General features: G+C 43.5%; 12 protein-coding genes and 3 pseudogenes. 3 read left to right on the forward strand and 12 right to left on the reverse strand.

The window, feature by feature from the left end:
- Positions 1-9 precede the first annotated feature (9 nt).
- The 6 genes from QZ135_RS17015 to QZ135_RS17040 form a co-directional block, all read right to left on the reverse strand.
- Positions 10-1,170, reverse strand: coding sequence for a sodium ion-translocating decarboxylase subunit beta (locus QZ135_RS17015; protein ID WP_007215594.1), 1,161 nt, complete (start codon positions 1,168-1,170; stop codon positions 10-12).
- A 1-nt stretch (position 1,171) separates the two neighbouring features.
- Positions 1,172-1,597, reverse strand: a complete 426-nt coding sequence (locus QZ135_RS17020) for a biotin/lipoyl-containing protein (protein WP_291550549.1) — start codon at positions 1,595-1,597, stop codon at positions 1,172-1,174.
- A gap of 22 nt (positions 1,598-1,619) precedes the next feature.
- Positions 1,620-2,552 carry an OadG family transporter subunit gene (locus QZ135_RS17025; RefSeq protein WP_007666265.1) on the reverse strand — a complete coding sequence of 311 codons (933 nt, stop codon included), beginning with the start codon at positions 2,550-2,552 and terminating at the stop codon, positions 1,620-1,622.
- Positions 2,553-2,645: 93 nt separating this feature from the next.
- Positions 2,646-4,199 carry an acyl-CoA carboxylase subunit beta gene (locus QZ135_RS17030; RefSeq protein ID WP_007666264.1) on the reverse strand — a complete coding sequence of 518 codons (1,554 nt, stop codon included), beginning with the start codon at positions 4,197-4,199 and terminating at the stop codon, positions 2,646-2,648.
- A gap of 114 nt (positions 4,200-4,313) precedes the next feature.
- Positions 4,314-4,724, reverse strand: coding sequence for a methylmalonyl-CoA epimerase (gene mce, locus QZ135_RS17035; protein WP_007212904.1), 411 nt, complete (start codon positions 4,722-4,724; stop codon positions 4,314-4,316).
- A gap of 144 nt (positions 4,725-4,868) precedes the next feature.
- A complete protein-coding gene (locus QZ135_RS17040; protein ID WP_294611904.1) occupies positions 4,869-7,280 on the reverse strand; it encodes a TonB-dependent receptor in 2,412 nt (803 codons plus the stop codon).
- Between the two features lie 142 nt (positions 7,281-7,422).
- On the opposite strand from QZ135_RS17040, the gene QZ135_RS17045 reads away from it, so the two are divergent.
- On the forward strand, positions 7,423-7,656 hold the full coding sequence (locus QZ135_RS17045) for a YecH family metal-binding protein (RefSeq protein WP_294611906.1): 234 nt from the start codon (positions 7,423-7,425) through the stop codon (positions 7,654-7,656).
- Positions 7,657-7,897: 241 nt separating this feature from the next.
- Complete coding sequence (gene coaW, locus QZ135_RS17050) at positions 7,898-8,722, forward strand: type II pantothenate kinase (RefSeq protein ID WP_294611910.1); 825 nt, start codon at positions 7,898-7,900, stop codon at positions 8,720-8,722.
- Here the strand turns inward: coaW and QZ135_RS17055 are convergent.
- From QZ135_RS17055 to QZ135_RS17080, 6 genes and pseudogenes are all read right to left on the reverse strand, one after another.
- Positions 8,708-9,976: an ATP-binding protein gene (locus QZ135_RS17055; RefSeq protein WP_294611913.1), complete on the reverse strand. Its 1,269-nt coding sequence runs from the start codon at positions 9,974-9,976 to the stop codon at positions 8,708-8,710. The two genes, coaW and QZ135_RS17055, sit on opposite strands and share 15 nt — an antisense overlap.
- Before the next feature lie 590 nt (positions 9,977-10,566).
- Entirely contained in the window at positions 10,567-11,817 is a 1,251-nt protein-coding gene (locus QZ135_RS17060; RefSeq protein ID WP_294611915.1) for a carcinine hydrolase/isopenicillin-N N-acyltransferase family protein, read from the reverse strand.
- Positions 11,818-11,819: 2 nt separating this feature from the next.
- Positions 11,820-13,195 (reverse strand): annotated as a pseudogene (locus tag QZ135_RS17065) (sodium/glutamate symporter).
- A 1,854-nt stretch (positions 13,196-15,049) separates the two neighbouring features.
- Positions 15,050-15,733, reverse strand: a pseudogene (locus QZ135_RS24945) (M14 family zinc carboxypeptidase); the annotation flags it as partial.
- Positions 15,733-17,331: a RagB/SusD family nutrient uptake outer membrane protein gene (locus QZ135_RS17075; protein ID WP_294611922.1), complete on the reverse strand. Its 1,599-nt coding sequence runs from the start codon at positions 17,329-17,331 to the stop codon at positions 15,733-15,735. The pseudogene QZ135_RS24945 and the gene QZ135_RS17075, both read right to left, overlap by 1 nt.
- Before the next feature lie 29 nt (positions 17,332-17,360).
- Positions 17,361-20,522, reverse strand: a complete 3,162-nt coding sequence (locus tag QZ135_RS17080) for a TonB-dependent receptor (protein ID WP_294611924.1) — start codon at positions 20,520-20,522, stop codon at positions 17,361-17,363.
- A 625-nt stretch (positions 20,523-21,147) separates the two neighbouring features.
- Between QZ135_RS17080 and QZ135_RS17085 the strand changes: the two are divergent.
- A pseudogene (locus QZ135_RS17085) lies at positions 21,148-21,361 on the forward strand (30S ribosomal protein S1); the annotation flags it as partial.

Consider the following 21,361-nt stretch of genomic DNA (forward strand, 5'->3'; position numbering starts at 1 on the left):
ACATGTCTTTTACATCAAGAATCCCAGCAAGATACCGGCAGCTACTGCTGAACCGATTACACCTGCAACGTTCGGACCCATGGCGTGCATCAGCAAGTAGTTTGTAGGATCATATTCCAGACCTACTACCTGAGAGATACGTGCCGAATCAGGTACGGCAGATACACCTGCATTACCGATCAATGGGTTGATCTTATTATCTTTCTTCAGGAAGAGGTTGAAAATCTTCACGAAGATCACACCTGAAGCGGTAGCAATTACGAATGACAATGCACCCAGACCGAAGATCTTGATAGAGTCGAGCGTCAGGAACTCGGAAGCCTGAGTGGAAGCACCTACTGTCAAACCTAATAAGATAGTAATTGTATCAATCAGCGGACCGCGCGCCGTTTCAGCCAAACGGCGGGTTACACCACTTTCTTTCAACAGGTTACCGAAGAACAGCATACCCAACAAAGGCAGACCGGACGGAACAAGGAAACAAGTCAGCAACAAACCGATAATCGGGAAGATTACTTTCTCCGTGTGAGAAACTACGCGTGGCGGTTTCATACGAATCAGACGTTCGTGCTTGTTGGTCAACAGGCGCATGATAGGCGGCTGGATTACCGGTACCAACGCCATGTACGAATAGGCTGATACCGCAATTGCCCCCATCAGGTTAGGAGCCAGCTTGGATGAAAGGAAGATAGCCGTCGGACCGTCAGCACCACCAATGATACCGATTGCACCGGCTTGCATAGGATCGAAACCTATTTCCAAAGCAATCATGTAAGCACCGAAGATACCAAACTGAGCAGCAGCACCGATCAGTAACAATTTAGGATTGGATATCAGAGATGAGAAGTCCGTCATGGCACCAATGCCCAGGAAGATGAGCGGCGGATACCATCCGGAGGTTACTCCCTGATACAGGATGTTAAGCACAGAACCTTCTTCATAGATGCCGACTTTCAATCCGGCTTCCATGTTAAAGGGGATATTACCGATCAGCATACCGAATCCGATAGGAATCAGCAGCATCGGTTCAAATTCCTTGGCTACCGCCAAGTATATGAAGAACAAACCTACCAGGATCATAACGACGTGGCCTACCGTTGCATTGGCAAAACCCGTGTACGTCCAGAAGTCGGCAAGATTGTTTCCTATAAATGTGATAAATTCTCCCATATTATTCAATAATTACAAGGTCATTACCTTCGAGAACGGAATCTCCTTTATTTACGTTGATTGCAGTGATTGTACCGTCTTTGTCGGCATTGATATTGTTTTCCATCTTCATGGCTTCAAGGATAATGATGGTCTGTCCTCTCTTCACTGCATCACCTACTTTGACTTTGATGTCTAGGATAACACCCGGAAGTGGTGACTTCACACCTGATTTGCCTGTAGAGGGAGCAGCTGGCTTCACTACCGGAGTCGGAGCAGGAGCCGGAGTGGTAGGACGTGTTACCGGTTTAACAACCACTTTCGGTGCCTTTTCCATTTCTACCTTGTAGGGGGTACCGTTCACTTCTACATGAGCGATGTTTTCATCGATATCTCCAATGGTAACTTTATATGTATTACCGTTGATTTTATATTTATATTCTTTCATTGTTTTATCAATTTATAGGTGGTTACTTTTTCAGAGGAGTTTCACGCAATGTGTAAATCTTCGAACTCCATGGTGAATAGCTGCGTTTTACACGGGTGATAGTAAGAACAGTGTCTTCCACATCGTGTACATCGCTTTGCATCTCGTGCATGGCCATGGCAATAGCAGCAAATATCTCTCCCGGAGCTTCGCCCAGTTTCTTTTCTTTGGCTTCCTGTTTGTCAGTAATACCTTTAGCCTTCATTGCATTACGTTTGCTGAGGCTTACAGATGCTTTGCCAACAATTTTGAAAGCAATGAAAAGCAGAATCAAACCGCAAAATACTACACTCATGGCAGAAATAGACATACCGATACCATTGCTGTCATGCTCTTCGAATTTCTCCATCTTGGCATTGCTGTCGATGGTTTTGTTGTTGGTACTCGGAGTTACGTATTTCTCTGCACTACCGTCTTTAACTTCCCATTGAGAAGCAGCATCACTTACACGTCCGTAAGATTGATTGGTCTTCAATACTCCGGCAGGGATAGTAACTTGATCAATCAAGTTACGGCCAGAATCAAATAAGCCGATCCAGTTCTCTTTTTCTGGGTCCAATGTGAAGTTTGTATGGAATGTACCACGTCTTGGTTCTCCGTCTGCCCAGAATAATGAGTGCTGACGTGGTTTTACCAAAGTCAATACATCACCTTTGGGGATGAAGTAAGTAGTAGTGTCACCGGGTTGGCTGCTTGCCCTTAATAAGCATGCTGCGAGGTCGGCACTACCATATGATCTATTGAATATTTCAATCCATGCGCTGTGCAAGCCGTAGTCGTCCTGATAATTACCTTCGTTGGTAATCAGTACTTCATTCAGCAGCAGCTTATTGTTCGATCTTTTCTCTCCGCAGGAAGAGCATACACCTAACACCAGCAGCAAGGTAAAGAATATTCCGATTTTTGTTTTATTCATATAACTTGATTTTTTTGAGTTGACAAGGGAACAAGGTTACGAGTTGACAAGGCAGCCTTGTGTCTTGTTTCTTGTGACCTTGTCTACTGGGTTTTACAAAGGAATATTACCATGCTTCTTAGCCGGGTTAGTCAGTTTCTTAGTCTGCAACTGTTGCAAGGCGCGGATAATGCGGAAACGTGTGTTACGCGGTTCAATCACATCATCGATGTAACCATACTTGGCTGCATTATAAGGATTAGCAAACAGCTTGGTGTATTCAGCTTCTTTTTCTGCCAGGAATTGAGCAGGATTTTCCTGTTCCTTAGCTTCGCGGGCATACAATACCTCAACGGCACCGGCACCACCCATAACGGCAATTTCAGCAGTAGGCCATGCGTAGTTCATGTCACCGCGGAGTTGCTTACAACTCATTACGATGTGTGAACCACCGTAAGACTTACGCAATGTAACTGTTACCTTAGGTACAGTGGCCTCACCGTAAGCGTACAGCAACTTAGCACCGTGCAGAATTACCCCATTGTATTCCTGGCCTGTTCCCGGAAGGAATCCCGGAACGTCTACCAATGAAACGATAGGAATATTGAAAGCATCGCAGAAACGAACGAAACGACCACCCTTACGGGATGCGTTGCTGTCGAGCACACCTGCCAGATACTTCGGCTGGTTGGCAACGATACCTACGGACTGTCCGTTGAAACGTGCGAAACCGATAATGATATTCTTTGAGTAATCTTTCTGAACTTCAAGGAACTCACCGTTGTCAACGATAGCAGCAATTACTTCGTACATGTCATACGGCTTGTTCGGGCTATCGGGGATGATTTCATTCAGAGAATCTTCCAGACGGTCGATAGGATCGGTGCAATCTACGTAAGGAGCTTCTTCCAGGTTGTTCTGAGGAATGTAACTCAATAGTTTACGCAGCAAAGCCAAACCTTCTTCTTCAGTCTTGGCAGTGAAATGAGTTACACCTGATTTAGTAGAGTGAACACTTGCGCCACCCAGATTTTCCTGAGTTACGTCTTCACCCGTTACAGTCTTCACCACCTTCGGACCGGTAAGGAACATATAAGAAGTACCTTCCATCATCAACGTGAAGTCAGTCAGTGCAGGAGAGTAAACAGCACCACCGGCACAAGGACCGAAGATACCTGAAATCTGCGGGATAACACCTGATGCCAGGATGTTGCGCTGGAAGATTTCAGCATAACCTGCCAAAGCATTGATACCTTCTTGGATACGTGCACCACCCGAGTCGTTGATACCGATACAAGGAGCACCCATTTTCATAGCCTGATCCATAATCTTACAGATCTTCAGAGACATCGTTTCAGACAAAGAACCGGCAGAAACCGTAAAGTCCTGTGCGAACAGATAGACCAAACGACCGTCGATAGTACCGCAACCGGTCACAACACCATCACCGGGATAGTGTTTCTTTTCCATACCGAAGTTGGTACATCTGTGCTCTACAAACATATCCATTTCTTCGAAACTACCTTCGTCGAGAAGCATGGCTATACGCTCACGAGCTGTATATTTACCTTTCTCATGCTGTTTGGCAATCGCTTTTTCACCACCACCCAGACGTGCTGCCGCACGGCGATCTATAAGCTCTTTAATCTTTTCAAGTTGATTACTCATTTTATTAAATATAATGGGTTAATACTATTTTTTTATTGTGAATTATGAATTACAAATGACGAACTGCCTGTAAAATAAGTAATTCGTCATTCCTAATTTCGTAATTAGTGCATATTATTCCGGCTTTTCGCAAAGTTCTGTCAATACGCCCAGTGTTGATTTCGGGTGTAAGAAAGCAATGTTCAGACCTTCAGCACCTTTGCGCGGAGCCTTGTCGATCAGGCGAACACCTGCCGCTTCTACTTCAGCCAATGCGTTAGCTACACCGTCTTCAATAGCAAATGCCACGTGATGAACGCCTGCACCTTTGTTTTCGATGAACTTAGCAATAGTACTTTCGGGAGAGGTCGGTTCGAGAAGTTCGATTTTAGTGTCACCAACTTTCAGAAAAGCGGTTTTAACTTTCTGGTCTTCTACAGTTTCGATGTTGTAGCATTTCAGACCCAATACGTTCTCGTAATACGGCAGGGCTTCTTCAATGCTCTTTACGGCAATGCCCAGATGCTCAATGTGTGAAATCTTCATAACTATATTTATTAATGTTGGTATAATGTCTTAATTAAAGGCATAAAACAGCACAAAGAAAGAGATTTCTTCCTTAATAAAGAAATTTTTCGTCAATTAATTATTGGATATTTGAAGTTTAGAAAGTTTTTTTTAGACTTCTGTTCAGAAGTCGAGCAACAGGCGGACATTAATTTGACGGGATGTCAGGTAATTGGGTACTGCAAACTGGTTATTTCGGGTGTCTGTTACCCAATAATAGGAGTTGACGTTACTGATATTTAGCAAATTGAAAATATCAACCCCCAACCAAAGGCTGCGGATGCCGCACTGATTTTCGCGTTCACTGCGGTCGATAATACAGCGGGACATACCTATATCTACACGTCGGTAAGGGGATGTACGGAATACGGCAGCCTCGCGTCCGCTATGCGGGGGACCGAAGGGAAGACCTCCGGCAAGTGTGCCTTTCAGGTTCATTTTCCACTTGCGGCTACCGGGAAAATAGTCCGTAAAATAGAGCGAAAGACGGTAGCGCTGATCGGTGGGGCGGGGGAGCCATTGTCCGTTTATTTTCTCTTCGGTTTTCATCAGGGAGAAGCTCAGCCAGGAGTCTGTTCCGGGAACAAATTCACCGAACAGTTTCATGTCGATACCGGTGGCGTAACCTTTGGAAAGGTTGCGTCCGTAATAACTGATCCGTACATTATCTATATTGTAAGGGATGAGATTGCTCAACGCTTTGTAATACACTTCCATAGAGAAGCGGAACGGGCGGTCCATGGCACGGAAATTATAGTCGCCGCCTGCCACGAAGTGCAGGGAGCGTTGCGAACGTATGTCATGGTTCAGGGATACGGTAGCTATCCCGTCCACCCGGGTGGTATCCCGGAATTCTTTATAGAACGGTGCCTGGTAATAGACTCCGGCGGCTACTCTCAGGGTGAATTTCTCATTGAATGCCGGAATCAGAGCCAGGGAGGCACGCGGACTGAAGATGAATTCTTTGTTCCAGTCCCAGTAACTGCCCCGTATGCCGGCGGTCAGGGTGAATAGTCCGGCGGTAGAGCGGAAGCGGTATGTATCTTGCAGGTAAAATCCGTATCGTTTGCTGTTCGTTTCGTTGCGTGAGCGGAGGGTGTAGAATAGTACCGGCCCTTCGGAAGTTTGCGGCATGGAGTATCCGGCAGAGTCGCGCATTTCCCATTCGCGCATCCGGTCTTTGATACGCTCCCGTTTGAACTCCGCACCCCATTGCAGGGAGTGGTTTTTCAGTCGGTGGCGGCCTGTGATGGAATAACTTTGTACCTCTGCGGTAAGGTAATTGCGGGCATGTTCCATGTAAGTTCCCACGCCGATGGTTTCGGAAGTTTCCTCTTCGTTGGCAGTGCCGTCTGCTTGCGTTCCGCTGTCCAGGGAGTTCAGCCAGTATTGCCCGGTGATGTCGTACGTTTCCTGTTCTTTTGTGTGGAAGGCGGAGGCTTGCAGGGTCAGGCTGTTCTGTTCGTTCAGCCGGTAGGTGGCATAGGCGGTTCCGAACAGGGTGCGGAATAAATCTTTCTCCTGCCCTTCAAAATAGACCTTAAACTCACGTACATTGCTGAGAGTGCCGAAGCGAGTGTAGCGGTCTTCCGGCTGGAAATTATAGCGGTTTTCTGAAATATTGCCGATGACACCTACCTCCCAACGCTTCGAAGGCGTCCAGTTCAGATAAGTCTGATAGTCGATATAACGCGGGTCGTATTCTCCTTTTGTATCCAGTGTACCCAGCAGATATTGGTTGGTTTTATAACGGATGCCGTTTGTCCAGGTTAGCTTTTTGGTGGCGATTCCTACGTATGCCGAGGCTCCCAACAGGCTGACGGAGGCGCTTCCTTCCATCCGTTCGGGTTTCTTGTAAGTGATGTCCAGCACGGATGACATCTTATCCCCGTACTTGGCCTCATAGCCTCCCGTGGAGAAGCCGACGGATTGTACCATATCGGGGTTGATGAAACTCAATCCTTCCTGTTGCCCGGAACGGATCAGCAAGGGACGGTATATTTCAATGCCGTTGACGTACACCATGTTCTCGTCGAAACTGCCGCCGCGCACGTTGTATTGCGAGCTGAGTTCGTTGTTGCTACTCACTCCGGCCTGCGTGGCTATCACGGCCTCTATGCTTCCGCCCGAAGCGTCGGGGGCCAGGCGGTTTTGTTTGGTTTCTATCTGTTGGATGGTTCCGGTTTGCCGGCGACGCTCTGTTACGCTCACTTCGCCCAATTCAAAGTTCATCGGGGGCAAGGTTATGTTCAGGCTGATATTTCCCTGTGGACGTACTAATTTTCGTTTACGGGTCTGGTATCCCAGCATGGAGAAGATGACCGTTACACTGTCCCGGCTCTCGAACTTCAGTGAATACCGTCCTTTCAGGTTGCTGACTGTGCCTATAGCCGTTCCTTCCAATCGTATTGTTGCCAATTCAATCGGATTACCATTTTCATCCGTAATCGTTCCGCCTATCTTGACTGTTTTCTGGGCAAGGGCAGGAGTGGAGAATAGTATTATAAGAGATGTCAGTAACCAAAAATGTCTCATACCTTTTCTATAACGGAGAAACTTCCCGAAACGTATATCAGGAGGTAAAAAAGAGCTTTTAACTTTATTTTTTATAGGTTAGTGTCACATATGTTACAACTCCAATCCGTGCTTCGTTCTATCTTTGCAGAAAAAATAGATTATGGAACAGTTACATGCTCATGAAGTCCTTCACATGATGGAAGGCAATAGTTATTCGGAGTCATCATTGAAAGAGGCAATCATCCGGAAATTCGGTGAGCACCAGCATTTTTATACTTGCTCGGCAGAAGATATGGATGCGGATAAATTGATAGAGTTTCTGAAAGCGAAAGGTAAGTTTATACCTGCTGATGATGGATTTACGGTGGATATAACGAAGGTTTGCAGCCATTGATGCTGATACATTCGTCTTCTCCGTACCAAGTCCGTGTCAAGTCCAAGTAAAAGTACTTTTATACGGACCAGATACGGACTTGACAGGGTTAAGATAGGGCTTTGGGACTGAAAAATGAAGCAGCAGAATCTGTTCTTCAAGATGAATTTCTCTAAATGGATGTGCGGAGCAAAAAAAAATCTGAATACATATTTGCAATAAAACAATTTGTACCTTTGTAGCCGAATACAATATTGAAACTATGGGAATTGTAATAGGAATAGACGTTGGCGGAAGTACTACAAAGATTGTAGGAATCAACGGAGAACAGATACAGTCGCCGATGTTTATCACTGCGACTGATCCGGTTACTTCTTTGTTCGGGGCTTTTGGGAAGTATATTTATGATAACGGTATTCAGCTTTCGGATATAGAGCAAGTGATGCTGACAGGTGTGGGTAGTGCATTTGTAGATAGTCCATTGTATGGTTTACCCACGAACAAGGTCGATGAGTTTATAGCTAATGGATTGGGGGCACGTCATGCTACGGATATTGATCAGCTGATTGTGGTAAGCATGGGAACGGGCACTTCTTTCGTAAGAATCAACGGAGAAAAGATAGAGCATATTGGGGGTATGGCAATTGGCGGAGGTACTTTGCAGGGACTTTCCCGCTTGTTGCTGAAGACGCATGATTTCAGGCAGATTGCAGCAATTGCCGAGAAAGGTGACGTTACCCGTGTAAACTTACAGATCGGAGATATTTGCAATTGTCCTTTGCCGGATCTTCCGGTGCATGCCACTGCTTCGCTGTTCGGAAAAGCGGATAGCAACGCTTCGCAGGAAGATATTGCAAAAGGGATTATTTATATGGTGCTGCAAACGATAGGTGGTGCAGCGGTGTTGTCTGCGCTGAATGGTCCTATCAAAGATTTTGTCTTGATTGGTAATCTTACTAAATTTCCACAGTGTCATGAGGTTTTTCCGAATATGGAAAAGATATATGGGGTGCGCTTTCATATTCCACAATATGCGGAATATAGGACGGCGATAGGGGCGGCATTGGCGTATTTATCTAAGCATTAGCAGCCATTTCCATACAGGGATCACTTCTATTCTTGTATGATTATCCATTTGCAACACACTTTCCTCATCGAAAGTAATAATGAGGAGCCGTTTGCAAGGTAATACTTTGGATAATTTAATTAATGTATCCGTTTCACGCTCTTTGGTCTCCAGGTCTTTTATACTGTATGATACTTGTATGGCCCATTGTTCTTCGGGAATATAGAAATCGACTTCTACTCCTTTATTATAGAAGAATACGGAGTCTTCTCTTCCGAATTGACGAATCAGGCTGATTGCTACTAAGTTTTCGAGTAATGAGGTATTTCCGTCTATCAGGAATAAATTGAGTATTCCATTATCGGTGAAATAATATTTGCTGTTACTCTCTTTCTCTGCCAATTTGGCTGCAATATTGTTGATACGTTGAAGTAGCCAAGCTGATTCTGCATATTCAACATATTTTATGGCAGAAGTCGTACTGAGTTTGCTACCGGTAGTGGAAACTATATTGGCTATACGGTTGAAAGATATGGGTTGTTTTACGCTTTCCGCCAGTTTCTTTATCATTATCTTCAGACCGAAAGTGTTCGTTATGGCATTTCTGGCGGCAATATCTCCTAAATATATCTTTTGATATACACTGGTGAGATAGTTCCTTTTTGCTGCAAGAAGTGCACCTTCGGGGAAACCGCCATTATGAAAATAGTCAATAAAGCGATTTATTACGGCAGCTCTGGACTCTGTACTTAACAGCGATAATTCGTCATAAGCAATATGGTGAACATCCAGAAACTCTTTGAAACTGTATGGATACACATTGATAGTAATATATCTGCCTCCTAATGTGGTTTGTATATCGTTACTAAGCATTTTGGCATTGCTTCCGGTGATGTATACCTTATATTTTTCATCTGCTAAGCGACGGGCGAATTTTTCCCAACCCTCTACATTTTGTATTTCGTCAAGGAAGAGAATCGGCCTTTTACCATACATTTCAAGATGCGCTTCGATAATAAGATTGAGTTCGGAAACTCGTAATCCGTCTAAACGCTCATCTTCAAAATTGATATACAACATATTGTCCCATCCGATGCCTTTGGTAAGTAATTGCTGGATGCGTTGGTAAATTAAGAAAGATTTTCCAGCGCGTCTTATGCCTACAAGTACATAATTTCCAAAGTCATCAAAATGGAAATCTCTTTTGAAGACTTTATATCGCTGAACCTCTCTCTGATTGTCCAGCATGACTGATTTTAAGATTTGCTTATCCATATTGTTTAATCTGTTAGATAAAAATATATTTGCATTATCCAATTCTTTGGATGAAATGAATTGCTTTTTATCCAATCGTTTGGACAAAGATACCTGGAATTTCCGTAAAAAAGCAATAAAGGGGGCTAAAACTTATGTTCTATTTCAAGAAAAGCACCTGAATACTTGATTTCGGCTTTTTAATGTCGTATATTTGTATTCGTGATCTTAATTCAGATTCAACTTTAAATTAGCATAAGAGGAGGAGCAATGCTCCTCCTCTTATGCTAATTTCCCTTTTAATGCCATCCGAAAAGCCACATCTGATCTTCCTGAATGCCACACTTCAAGGCCTCAAATGCCACAGTTCAACGGATGAAACATGTGGCTTTTGAAATGCTTAGGTGTGGTATTTGCCTTGTTTAAGTATGGCATTTACATCGTCAGTTTGTAGCAAACACACCATCTATCCAAGTGAAACGCATCATCTGTTCAAGGTAAACAGACCATCTGTTTTGGAAGTATGCCAGTGGTGCAGTTGATTATCGAAAAGAGCTTAGAGGAGTTAATAATATGTAAATCTGCTCTTGACAAGAATCCGTTTTTTAAGGTTATAGCAGCTTCAACCGGAAGATTTCATCGAACTTTTGGGTGATAAATCTATCGCTTTCGTCATAAAGGCGGTAAATATCTTCTGTAGACGGTGTCTGTGATGTGCGCCATGTTTCTATTTTCGAATAGAGTGTTCTGAACAGTTCCTGCTCTATTTCTTCGTTTAACTGCATATATCCATTTCCTTGTTTATTGAACAACAATTCCCAATTAAAGTAGGTCTCGGCATTATTGCCACGCGTGTAGCTATATACCCGGTCGCGAAGTTGTGAAGTGGCATCGCATAACGGACTATGATATTTATCACCTTGTACGGATAGCAAACGGGGCAATTTTCTGGATGCTCCCTTTGCCCATACCGGAATGGCAGGAGTCACGGGAGGATAGCCAATGACGGTCCACATTGTGGTGAATGAAGCATCTTCACCCGGTTTCACTCCTTGGATAGCTACGGCACAGGATGATTTCTTGCGGGCAATGAAGTCTTGCTCCACGAACCAACCATTGGTTTGCGGTTTATTAAATAGTCCGCTTTTCAAATCTATTCCCATCAACGGGTTGGCAAAAGAACGGGACAGGTGGCTGAACAACCATTCCGGAGTAATCTCCTTAGTGGCGGAAGCGGTGAAGATTTCCTGTTCGGCCTGCTGATAACGTACATATCCGGCACCCTCGTTCAGCTTGCCACTCACAGAGAAATTAGCACGGACTATGTATCCGTGAGGTGCCACCGACGGATCATTCACATCGTATTCTGTGTAGTGAGTATAATCTACCTCGAAATAAGCCCCGTTGCCCTGGGCATCAATTACGCCATAGTTGGTTTCTACTTTCATAGGGCGTGCCAACGTGTCCAGGTAGTGCTTGAAGTCATCCACCGTGGCACAGATTTCCAAGGCACGCTTCATTAGACTTCCGTTTCGGCTTCCCGTCTTTTCCCCCTCTTTTTTCTCTATCAGATTGTAGGATACGGTGTTCATGATGGAGAATCCAGCCTCATTGGTTCCTATCCAGATGGAACGGGGATTTTTGGCATAACCGGTTACAGCTATGAAATTATATTTTTCTCCTTTCATATATCTTACACAGTTTAGAAGATCGCTGGTATCACGGTTCTTCCACATAATAGGACGTCCGTCCGGGGTTATCTTACCCGAAATGATGGCTGAAGTGCAGGCGTAAAGTGTTTCCATACTTGCTGCCAGCAGAAGAAAAAAGAAGCAGCTTAAAATAACATATATCCGTTTCATAATCATTGTTTTTTTATAAACCAACCTTTTAAAAACGCTGTCAGCAATACTGCAAGACCGGCAACCAGGCAAATACCTGCAAATAAGAATCCATATCCGTTCAGAAAAGCTACCGGAGCAAATGTGATTAATGAAATCTCTACTGGAGCAACGAACAAATATGCCAGTGCATAGCTGTCCAGGCAGCGACTTCGCATTTGGGGGTCTACCACGCGGAGCAAAGCAATGCCCATAGCCATTGTGCCCGTGAACCATCCCCAAGTAAAGATAGCTTTCTCGAACCAACATTCTTTCATTAGTTTACGAGCCATCACAAGCACGTATATCAAAGTTACTATCAGGCCGGATACCAATAATATAAGCAGAGGTATGATATACTCCATCACCACTGAAATTTTGATGGAAGCAATGCCGAAGACGACCAACAGGTCTGTAAATGTTCCACTGATATGTCCTACAGTTTGCGGGCAGATGTAGTTACTGACTTTAGTTTTGTCGAAGATCTTTTTAAAAAAAATGCCTATGACGAATGCGCAACTGAATACTGGTAATTCAAAACCCGGCATGAAGTAGGAGACTATCTTACTGATGCAATATCCTCCTAAAGCAACTGTGCAGACAATAATCAGATTGAAAGTCAGCGAGTCAATGGAGATAGATGAACAAGTGCTTTCTCCTATACTTTCACGTTTTTCATTCGGTAATAGTCCAGTGCGGAGTTCTTGAGGCAGGTCATCATAGTTGGCAAGAAATGAAGTGTAGTTTTTCTTTGTTCCCCATTTTATGATGACTAATCCCAGGATAACGGAAGCTACTATGCCAAAGGTAGCAGCCGTCATAGCTAAAGTGAGTATCTCATCATAACCGAACTGCCCAAAAGCCTGTCCAATGGCAGCTGCTGTGCCATGTCCTCCGCAGAAGCCGCTTGGCATAGTGATGCCGAATGCTGGATTCAAAGGCCATATCTGATTCAGGATAAGCAGTCCGAGAAGAGCACCGAAAGCCCATTGTAATAACATCCCTGCCTGGGAATACGCCCACATACTTCCAATTGCAGCTCCGTCACCTTTTGCTTTTTGTGATGTAAGGGGCAGGGCGCCGAAGATGAAGGCTATCAGTATTCCGGCATAGACTCCGGTTTGGGTGGAAAGCGGGATTACATTGAAACCGTGGGGACCTAAAGCCAACCCCATAAACCCAGCCAGAAGGCTGGGTGGAATGAATAGTTTTTGAATCAGCTTTATTTTTACTCTCATGAGCTTGCCTATCAATAGCAACACAGAGATGATGCCTACGTCGACAAAAAGTGTCCAGGGAGTGAAATCTGTCATAAATATGTTTTTTATTTAATGCATTCGCTGAAGAATACGGCATTCATAAATAGTTTGCTTGTTCCGAACCAGTAAGAGCGGAAGTTCATGTCATCTGCAAATACAATGACGCAACCTGTTTTATAAGGTTTGGCAAAAACAGCCGGAGTATCTTTCAGCAGTTTTTGGTTCTTTGCAGAGAGGAAACCTGATAATAAAGGTTTGGAAGTGTAATGCAACGGGGAAATATATGGATCTGCATCTTTTCTGAAGATGATGTTTCCCTTCTTTATTACGGCTATCTCATCCTGGTCCAGTCCCCATGCCAACGGATGCGTTTTATCCAGATGGCAGTTCAGAATGACACCTGAGATTGTATTTCCGGCATTGGCAGTCTTCTTATCTTCATAAGTGAGATAAGCGGTTGAATCCGCCTTGATGGTGGTACTCTTGGTTTTCATTGTCAGGATACCAGCCTCGTTTACCCAATCATAAGCTTTGCCTGTGGCTATCAAAGTGCCACCATTGCCAATCCATTCTTTCAGAACGGCCGTGCTCGTTTTGCTTAATGCAGGAACTCCATTGGCCATCACGATGACATTGTAGGGTTGCAGCTTTTTGGCAGTCAGTATGTTATCTTCTATCAGCACGGGGCGCATCTGGAACCGTTTGTCCAGCAGATACCAGATTTCTCCGGAGTCGGGGATACCCATTGTCCGTCCTACTAATATAGCGACTTTGGGTTGCTTGATGGGCATATAGGAGGGACTTGCCAAATCTACATCTTCCATCAATCCGGTAGTGGCGGCATAGATATCTACGCCTGCTTCCTTGGAAAGGTTGAGCATCATGGCATAAATTTCATCCGAAGAAAGTGGCTGGTTTTGTGCCATGACTTGCACGGTTCCATATCCCATTTCTTTTTTTACATCACCGGAATGGAATGTGAACGGTTTACCGCTAACATTGATATAGAGACCTTTCTTTTGCAATTCATAAATCACTTTGGGTACATAAAATTCCCTGTTTTCGAAAATATATCCATAGTCGCTCTTCCCCCCGATGACCTGTCCCGGCTGGAAGGTGTTTTCTGTCACCGGCTCGCCCATCAGTCCGGCAGTGCTCTTTACCGGTGCATATTTCAGGTTGAAGGCATGTGGGAAGGTCCAGGTGGAAATATCATAAAAAGTACTGTCTATATATTCCAGACTATTTTCCATCAGAGCTTTTACCATCATGCTGTATTTTTGTTCTACAGGGATAATGTAGGCATCGTCTTTCCTGAATTGTTTGCCGTCGGCAGAAAAATCTTTAGCCAGACGATATACGTCAATCCGATGGTGCGCCATGTTTTCAAGAAAATGAAAAGCTACCGACTTGGAACCACGTGTGTCGAATACGTACCCTTTGACGGTTTCTTTCTTGGCATCGGCATTTGTCTTTTCATAATATTCTTTCTGATAAGTCAACAGGCGATCTTTCATCTTATATCCTGCTATTAGGGTAGCATAGGATGCCAATGCCTGGTTGCGTATGGTCCATGCGAAGGAACGGATGCCGTTTACAGTCATTCTGAGATGCCCCCGGGATGTTCCTTGTTCATACAGCAGGCAGACTGAACCGTGAATGTCACCATAAGCTGCTCCTTTCCCATAGTAATAATCATCATATCCTTCTTTCGAATAATATCCTGTCCCGATTTTATCCAGTTCTTTTGCGCAATAAGAAGAAATCTCAGCAGTCAGGTCCTGATTGAGTTGAGGGGTGAACGGGTGTGTGCGTTTAGGATGTCCAGGGCTGAAATAATAAGGGCGGGCAGAACCTTGTTCGTGCTGATCCACTACAATGTTGGGAAGCCAGTCGAAATAGGTGCTTAGTCCATTGATGCCTTCAGGATGTTGTGCCATTAACCAGTCGCGGTTACAGTCCGCCCAGTAATGGTTGGTGCGGCTGGAAGGCCAGGGCTCCAGAAACTCCCGTGAATTCAGATCACTCACGTCGGTCAGGCTGCGGGTAGTGTTCACCCAGGAGGCGAAACGGTTGATACCGTCCGGATTCGCGCCGGGAGTCATTACTATAATCGTATTGTCCAGCAGGTTTTTTATTTCCTTTCCTTCGGCAGCAGTCAGGAAATAGGCAATAGCCAGAGAAGCATTGACTCCGGAAGGTTCATTCCCGTGGATGCTGTAAATGAGGTTCACTACTATCGGCATATCCTTCAATGATAACGAACCGGACTGATTGACATCACTTAATTTGAAGTGCTCTTCTTTTATCTGGTCTATCTTTTTCTGATTTTCTGTTGAGGTAAAGACGACTTCCAGGAACGGGCGGTGCTGATACGTGCGTCCCATCTCCTTTACGGTAACCCTGCTGCTGGCGGCAGCCAGGGTTTCCATATATTTCACTACTTGTCCCCAATCTGCATGTTGTTGTCCGAGTTGAAAGCCGAGTACGCTTTCGGGAGTCGGGATGTTCTTATCATAAATATAATTGCTTTGGGGCAGGAAGTATGATAAATCGTAGGCGTATTTTTCGGGCTGCGGTTGTGCAGCGATGCCTGCTGCCAGTAGAAGCAGCAGGCATATAAAAGATATTTTTTTCATTATAATGGATTTTGTTTACATTCCGGGTTTACAGCACATTCGTCTTTGGGGAATACCCATTGCCACTCCTTGTGACCGACTTCTCTGTAACGGTTTTCTTCACCCATCGGATGGGCATCGTACATATTATAATTAGAAGCTTCGGGGTCCACATTGGTCGGCATGGTGGTATTGCTATTCCAGGGAGCATCGCTGTATCCTAATTCGGTGCGGGGTTTGGGACCTCTATCTAATGGCATGTTCAGGCGTTTTAAATCGAGGAAGCGGAATCCTTCTCCCCATAATTCAATACGTCTTTGGAACATCACCTCGTCTATCAGTTCCTCCCCGATCTTAGTAGATAGTTGATATTCCGGGTCACGGTGGTGAGCCAATGGATAGAGTGCATTGGCTGCTTCGGTATATTTGCCAGCACGAGCATAACCTTCAGCTTCAATCAACATCATCTCAGGTAGGCGCATCCAGGGAACATCACCACACTTGGCATTTTCATCGGCCAATAAGAACTTATTTGCCATATAGTTACGGATATAACCGCCAGTGGGGATGATTGGCTTGGGAGTTGTTTTGGGATCTTGTGCGCGAGGGAACCATAAAGTTTGGCGGATATCAGTATCCGAAATCTTATTGTATAGTAAGTTATAAATGGCGCGTGGTGTGTTTTTGTTATAACTTACATTTTTGTTCGACATAAAGCTATGGAAATCCTTTAATGTACCTGCTTGGTCTTCTTGTCCTTTCTTACCCCAAAGCCATTCGGTATTGGTCTGGTCGCTCATGCGGTTATTGAGAGTGGTATAGGTATCGTCTTGTAATTTGGCGCCTGACTTCTCAACCACTTGTTTGGCCATTTCCGCAGCTTCCAGCCACTTACCCTGTGTCAACAGGACACGTGACTTTAAGCCGCGCGCCACATGTACATCAATATGGGATTTATTCTCTTTCTTTAAAGTCGTTACGTGCGACAGCAATTCGATGGAGTTGTCCAAATCTTCATTGATTTGGGCATATACCAGTTCTACACTGGAACGGGGTAGATTCTCTGTCGAATTATCAGTACGCAGAATAACACCCAATTGTTCATTGCTTTCTCCTGCTTTATAACGTTCTCCCCAACATTGCACCAGATTGAAGTAAGCAAAAGCCCGGTAGGCTAAAGCTTGGCCCTTGATATAATCTCGTTCCTCTTGTGTGCCTATAGCATTGTCTATATTGAGAATAATCATATTGGCATTGGATATGAATCTGTAGAACAGTTTATAATGATATTCTAAATGGCTGGACGATACATTGCGGTGTAAAGTCCACTTTGCAGATGATTGGAATTGGGCATTGGCACGGGTGTATACCAGATCTTCTCCCATCATGTCCATCCATATCATGAAAGTTTGGAATCCTCCTTGTGCATACGAACTGGAGAGTGAGGGAGTATACATCAATTTATGCAAACCATTGATAGCCATCATTCCTCCGGCTGTGGTTTCAAACATTTGCGACTGATCTACAGTCTGGGTGGATTTAGTTTCCATGAAGCTGTCTGCACATGAACAGAACCCTATCATGAATGCAGAGAATGTTGCAAGTATTATCTTCTTCATACTATTTCTTTTCTAAGTGAATAAAACGTTTAGAATGTCAGATTAAGCCCCATTGTAAATACTCTGGACGGCAGATAAACATCTCCGTTACTGGCATAGCCTGAGATATTTTTACGTGGGTATATGCCTTGTCTCTTTGTAATCTGGAATACATTCTCGGCAGAGAAATAGAGTTTCAAATCGGATAGGCTGAAACGGCTAATCCAAGTTTTAGGAAAGGTATATCCGAAATTGATAGTGGATAGTTCCAGCATATTTGAGGAAACAAGCCATTGGGTAGACGAACCGGTCAGGTTAGTGGCGTCGCTTCCATTGGAAACTCGGGGTACATTGGTTATATCACCCGGTTTCTGCCAGCGTTTCAATATATCTACGTGCATGTTGGAATAAGATAACGAACCTGTACCCGGTGACATCAGGGAAGAATAGGCGGTGTCATACATCTTTCCACCCAATTGGTAGTAGAATGTCAAGGCAAGGCTGAATCCTTTATAGGTTAGGTTGGTACTGATACCACCGCTTACTTTAGGCATGGCATCACCGGAGTAATCTTCCAACGCTTCATTTATATCGGTGGTGTAAGTCGTTCCGTTCACATCGACCAATGACTCGGATTCTTTCAAAGCTGTTTCATTAGGCAAATAAAGACTGCTTCCGGTTGCCGGATCAACGCCCTTCCATTGTTTCAGATAAAATTCGTAACGGGAATGTCCTTCTTCTATTTTATGCTTACCACTGATGAATGGATCAACAGGTAAATCTGTAACCTTATTTTTGATGTGGGTAGCGTTTACATTCACATCCCAAGTAAAATCTTTCCGGTCGAATATATTTGTGTTTATTTCTACTTCTATGCCTCGGTTGTACATACTTCCTGCATTCATATCCTGAGACTCCATACCTGTGGAAAAAGATAGTGGAACAGAGAACAATAAATTACTTGACTTGCGATTGAAATACTCTATGCTACCTCTGATTTTATTGAGAAAACCAAATTCCACTGCAACGTCAAAGTTGCGCGATACTTCCCATTGCAGATTTTTGTTACCTAGCGAACTTTGAATATATCCGGCTTCCCCTGCATTTTGGGCATTTTCATAGGTAGCTCTCCACGGATAATAACCTCCAATGTCGTCATTTCCTACTTCACCGTAGGAAGCTCTCAGTTTTAATAAATCGATGAACTCGAATTTGCTCATGAATTTTTCTTTGTCAATGCGCCATCCACCTCCTATCGACCAGAAGTTACCCCAACGGGAATCTTTATAGAAACGTGACGAACCATCGCGGCGGAAAGAACCGGATACAAAGTATTTACTATTGTAATCGTAATTGAAACGTGAAAGATAGCCTTCTGTAGCATACTTGTGAGTATAGGAATTGGGAGTAGTATTCAAATTGGAATAGTTTCCCAATTCATAGTTGTTATCAAACTTCTGGTCCTTCATGGAAGCAGTCAGATAATTGTATTCATATTCATAACTTTCGTGCCCCAGCAAAATATCAAAATGATGTTTGTCTATTACTTTGGTATAAGTCAATAACTCATTAAAGGTCCAAGTTGTGGTGAATGAATTACTTTTTGTGGCAGTACCTGTATTTCCTTTTTCGGGATAGACGATGGCTGCTGAAGAAGATAAGTAGGAATTGGCTCCCACGCCTCCGTTGAAAGTAAACTTGAAATCTTTCAGGAAAGAGACTTCGGCATATACTTTTGCATTGAGGGTGTTCCGCTTTTTACTGTTATAATTCTTCTGTAATTCCAGTGCAGGATTGTTGCCTGAAACGTAGTCGCGGGCAGGAACTTCTATTCCATTTACAGAATAGCCGGTTCCGAAGTCGTAAATCAGATTGCCGTTGGCATCTCTTAAGTATTCACCGGTTTCCGGATTGTGTACGTGGATAGGATAGATAGGACCCACATAGCGTACAAATCGGAAGGGGTTAATATTGTTTCCTTGACTTTCATTCTGATTACCGTCACTATAACTCAGATTAGCTGACAAGTTGGTCCCGACTTTCAGCCATTTTGTGATTTGTGAATTGACGTTGGCGCGTGCAGTGTAGCGCTTGAATTGTGAACCAATGATGTAGCCATGTTCATTCGTGTAACCGATAGAAGTGAAATAATCACTTTTCTCCGTACCCCCACTGATAGAAACTGAGGCATCCGTACGGCTACCTAAGCGCTGAATAGCATCTTCCCAATCGGTGTCATTCGCCCACAGAAGCTGTGCATTGGGATTTACGACTCCCGTACTGCTGACCACTTGGTCACGTGGCATGTTGAAGGGATTATAAGAGAGGTTATCGAATAAATTGATTGCAGCTTCTGCGCCTGCTGTTTCCCAACTTTTTCCATCTCGTACATATTGATTGCGCAGATTTTCCCAGTAGAGCGTTACATAGTCGTTTACTCCTACCTTCTTGTAGTCGTTACTTTGTTTGGCAGTTATGCCCTGATTGAATTTAAGATTGACAGTCATTCTCTCTTTATGGCCTCTTTTTGTGGTAATCATAATCACACCGTTGGCGGCACGCGAGCCATAAAGCGCAGAAGACGCTGCATCTTTCAATACAGTTAAGCTCTCAATATCATTAGGATTTATACTACTGATAGAATTATCATAAGGCATGCCGTCTAAAACTATTAGCGGGCTATTGCTGGCTCCAAATGACCCTACGCCACGAATATAAATAGAGGGCTCAGAACCGGGTTGACCATTAGCGGTTGTCACTTGTACTCCCGATGTGGCACCCACCAGTGCATTGGTGATGGTTGTTACCGGTTTTGCTTCAAGTTTGTCCGCCTTTATCAGACTGGCAGAACCGGTGAATGAGCTCTTCTTTGAGGTACCATAAGCTACCACGATGACTTCATCCATCATCTGAGTATCACTTTCCATAATAATCGTCATATCAGACTGAATAGGAAGAGTCTGTGTCACTAACCCAACGAAAGAAATTCTGAGCTTCTTTGCATCTGTAGGCACATTGTTTAAAATAAATTTTCCATTAATGTCTGTAATAGCTCCGATACTGGTTCCTTCTACTAATACAGTAGCACCTACCACAGACATATTGTCTTCTTTGGAAATAACAGTTCCGCTCACCTTTCGGGTTTGTTGGCTTACTTCTGTCTGGATGGGGATAGCAATTGACACATTGCAAACTTCTGCTAATAAAAGCATCGTTAATAAAAGTGGCTTTTTTAGTCCGCAATGACTTCTGAGAAATTGCGCAACTGGTTTTAGTTTTGCGTAGTCCATATTAATTGAATTAATTACTAATGATGTCTCGCTGTGTGTGTAGTAGTTGAATAGATTTAATAGTTAGTGAATTATTAAATCTACGCACAAATATATAAAATGTATTTTAAAAAGCAAATAAAATGTAGTAATATTTACTTTTTAGCTTTCAAATTGCAATAATGTGTTATTTGTTTAGTCGTTATGCACATAATATGTGCTTCATCTTTGTGCATGTTTTATTTATGCACTTATTTGTATAAGTTTACATTCTTGGTTTTTACTTTGTTGTAATAATACTTTGTTTAGATAGTTCCTTTATCGTCTTTACTATTTTATAAAAGATGTAATGGAATTATGTATGCTTGTCTCCAAATAATAGTATGTACATATTGAAGTTGTAAAATGGAGTGGCGAAGGGGACATTTCTTTGGTTCAGACGTAAAATACTAGTGAAATATCGAATAGAACTTTTTGTTCTTCAAGAAAATACTCCTATCTTTGCGCCCGAATTTATGAGCTAATATAATGTCTCACTTAATTAATTATTAAACAACTTATTTTATTAATGGAAAATTTAAAGAATGTAGCGCCTGTTGAAGACTTCAACTGGGATGCTTATGAAAATGGCGAAACCTTCGGTGGTGCCAGCCACGAAGAGTTGGAAAAGGCTTACGACAGTACGCTTAACAAAGTTAACGACCGTGAGGTAGTTGACGGAACTGTAATCGCGATGAACAAACGTGAAGTTGTTGTGAACATCGGTTACAAATCAGACGGTA

The organism is uncultured Bacteroides sp. (genome assembly GCF_905207245.1).
Classification (GTDB): Bacteria; Bacteroidota; Bacteroidia; order Bacteroidales; family Bacteroidaceae; genus Bacteroides.

Coding starts and splice junctions, on each gene's coding strand:
- QZ135_RS17015 (WP_007215594.1), bottom strand. CDS start 1,170: ATGGGAGAATTTATCACATTTATAGGAAACAATCTTGCCGACTTCTGG.
- QZ135_RS17020 (WP_291550549.1), bottom strand. CDS start 1,597: ATGAAAGAATATAAATATAAAATCAACGGTAATACATATAAAGTTACC.
- QZ135_RS17025 (WP_007666265.1), bottom strand. CDS start 2,552: ATGAATAAAACAAAAATCGGAATATTCTTTACCTTGCTGCTGGTGTTA.
- QZ135_RS17030 (WP_007666264.1), bottom strand. CDS start 4,199: ATGAGTAATCAACTTGAAAAGATTAAAGAGCTTATAGATCGCCGTGCG.
- mce (WP_007212904.1), bottom strand. CDS start 4,724: ATGAAGATTTCACACATTGAGCATCTGGGCATTGCCGTAAAGAGCATT.
- QZ135_RS17040 (WP_294611904.1), bottom strand. CDS start 7,280: ATGAGACATTTTTGGTTACTGACATCTCTTATAATACTATTCTCCACT.
- QZ135_RS17045 (WP_294611906.1), top strand. CDS start 7,423: ATGGAACAGTTACATGCTCATGAAGTCCTTCACATGATGGAAGGCAAT.
- coaW (WP_294611910.1), top strand. CDS start 7,898: ATGGGAATTGTAATAGGAATAGACGTTGGCGGAAGTACTACAAAGATT.
- QZ135_RS17055 (WP_294611913.1), bottom strand. CDS start 9,976: ATGGATAAGCAAATCTTAAAATCAGTCATGCTGGACAATCAGAGAGAG.
- QZ135_RS17060 (WP_294611915.1), bottom strand. CDS start 11,817: ATGAAACGGATATATGTTATTTTAAGCTGCTTCTTTTTTCTTCTGCTG.
- QZ135_RS17075 (WP_294611922.1), bottom strand. CDS start 17,331: ATGAAGAAGATAATACTTGCAACATTCTCTGCATTCATGATAGGGTTC.
- QZ135_RS17080 (WP_294611924.1), bottom strand. CDS start 20,522: ATGCTTTTATTAGCAGAAGTTTGCAATGTGTCAATTGCTATCCCCATC.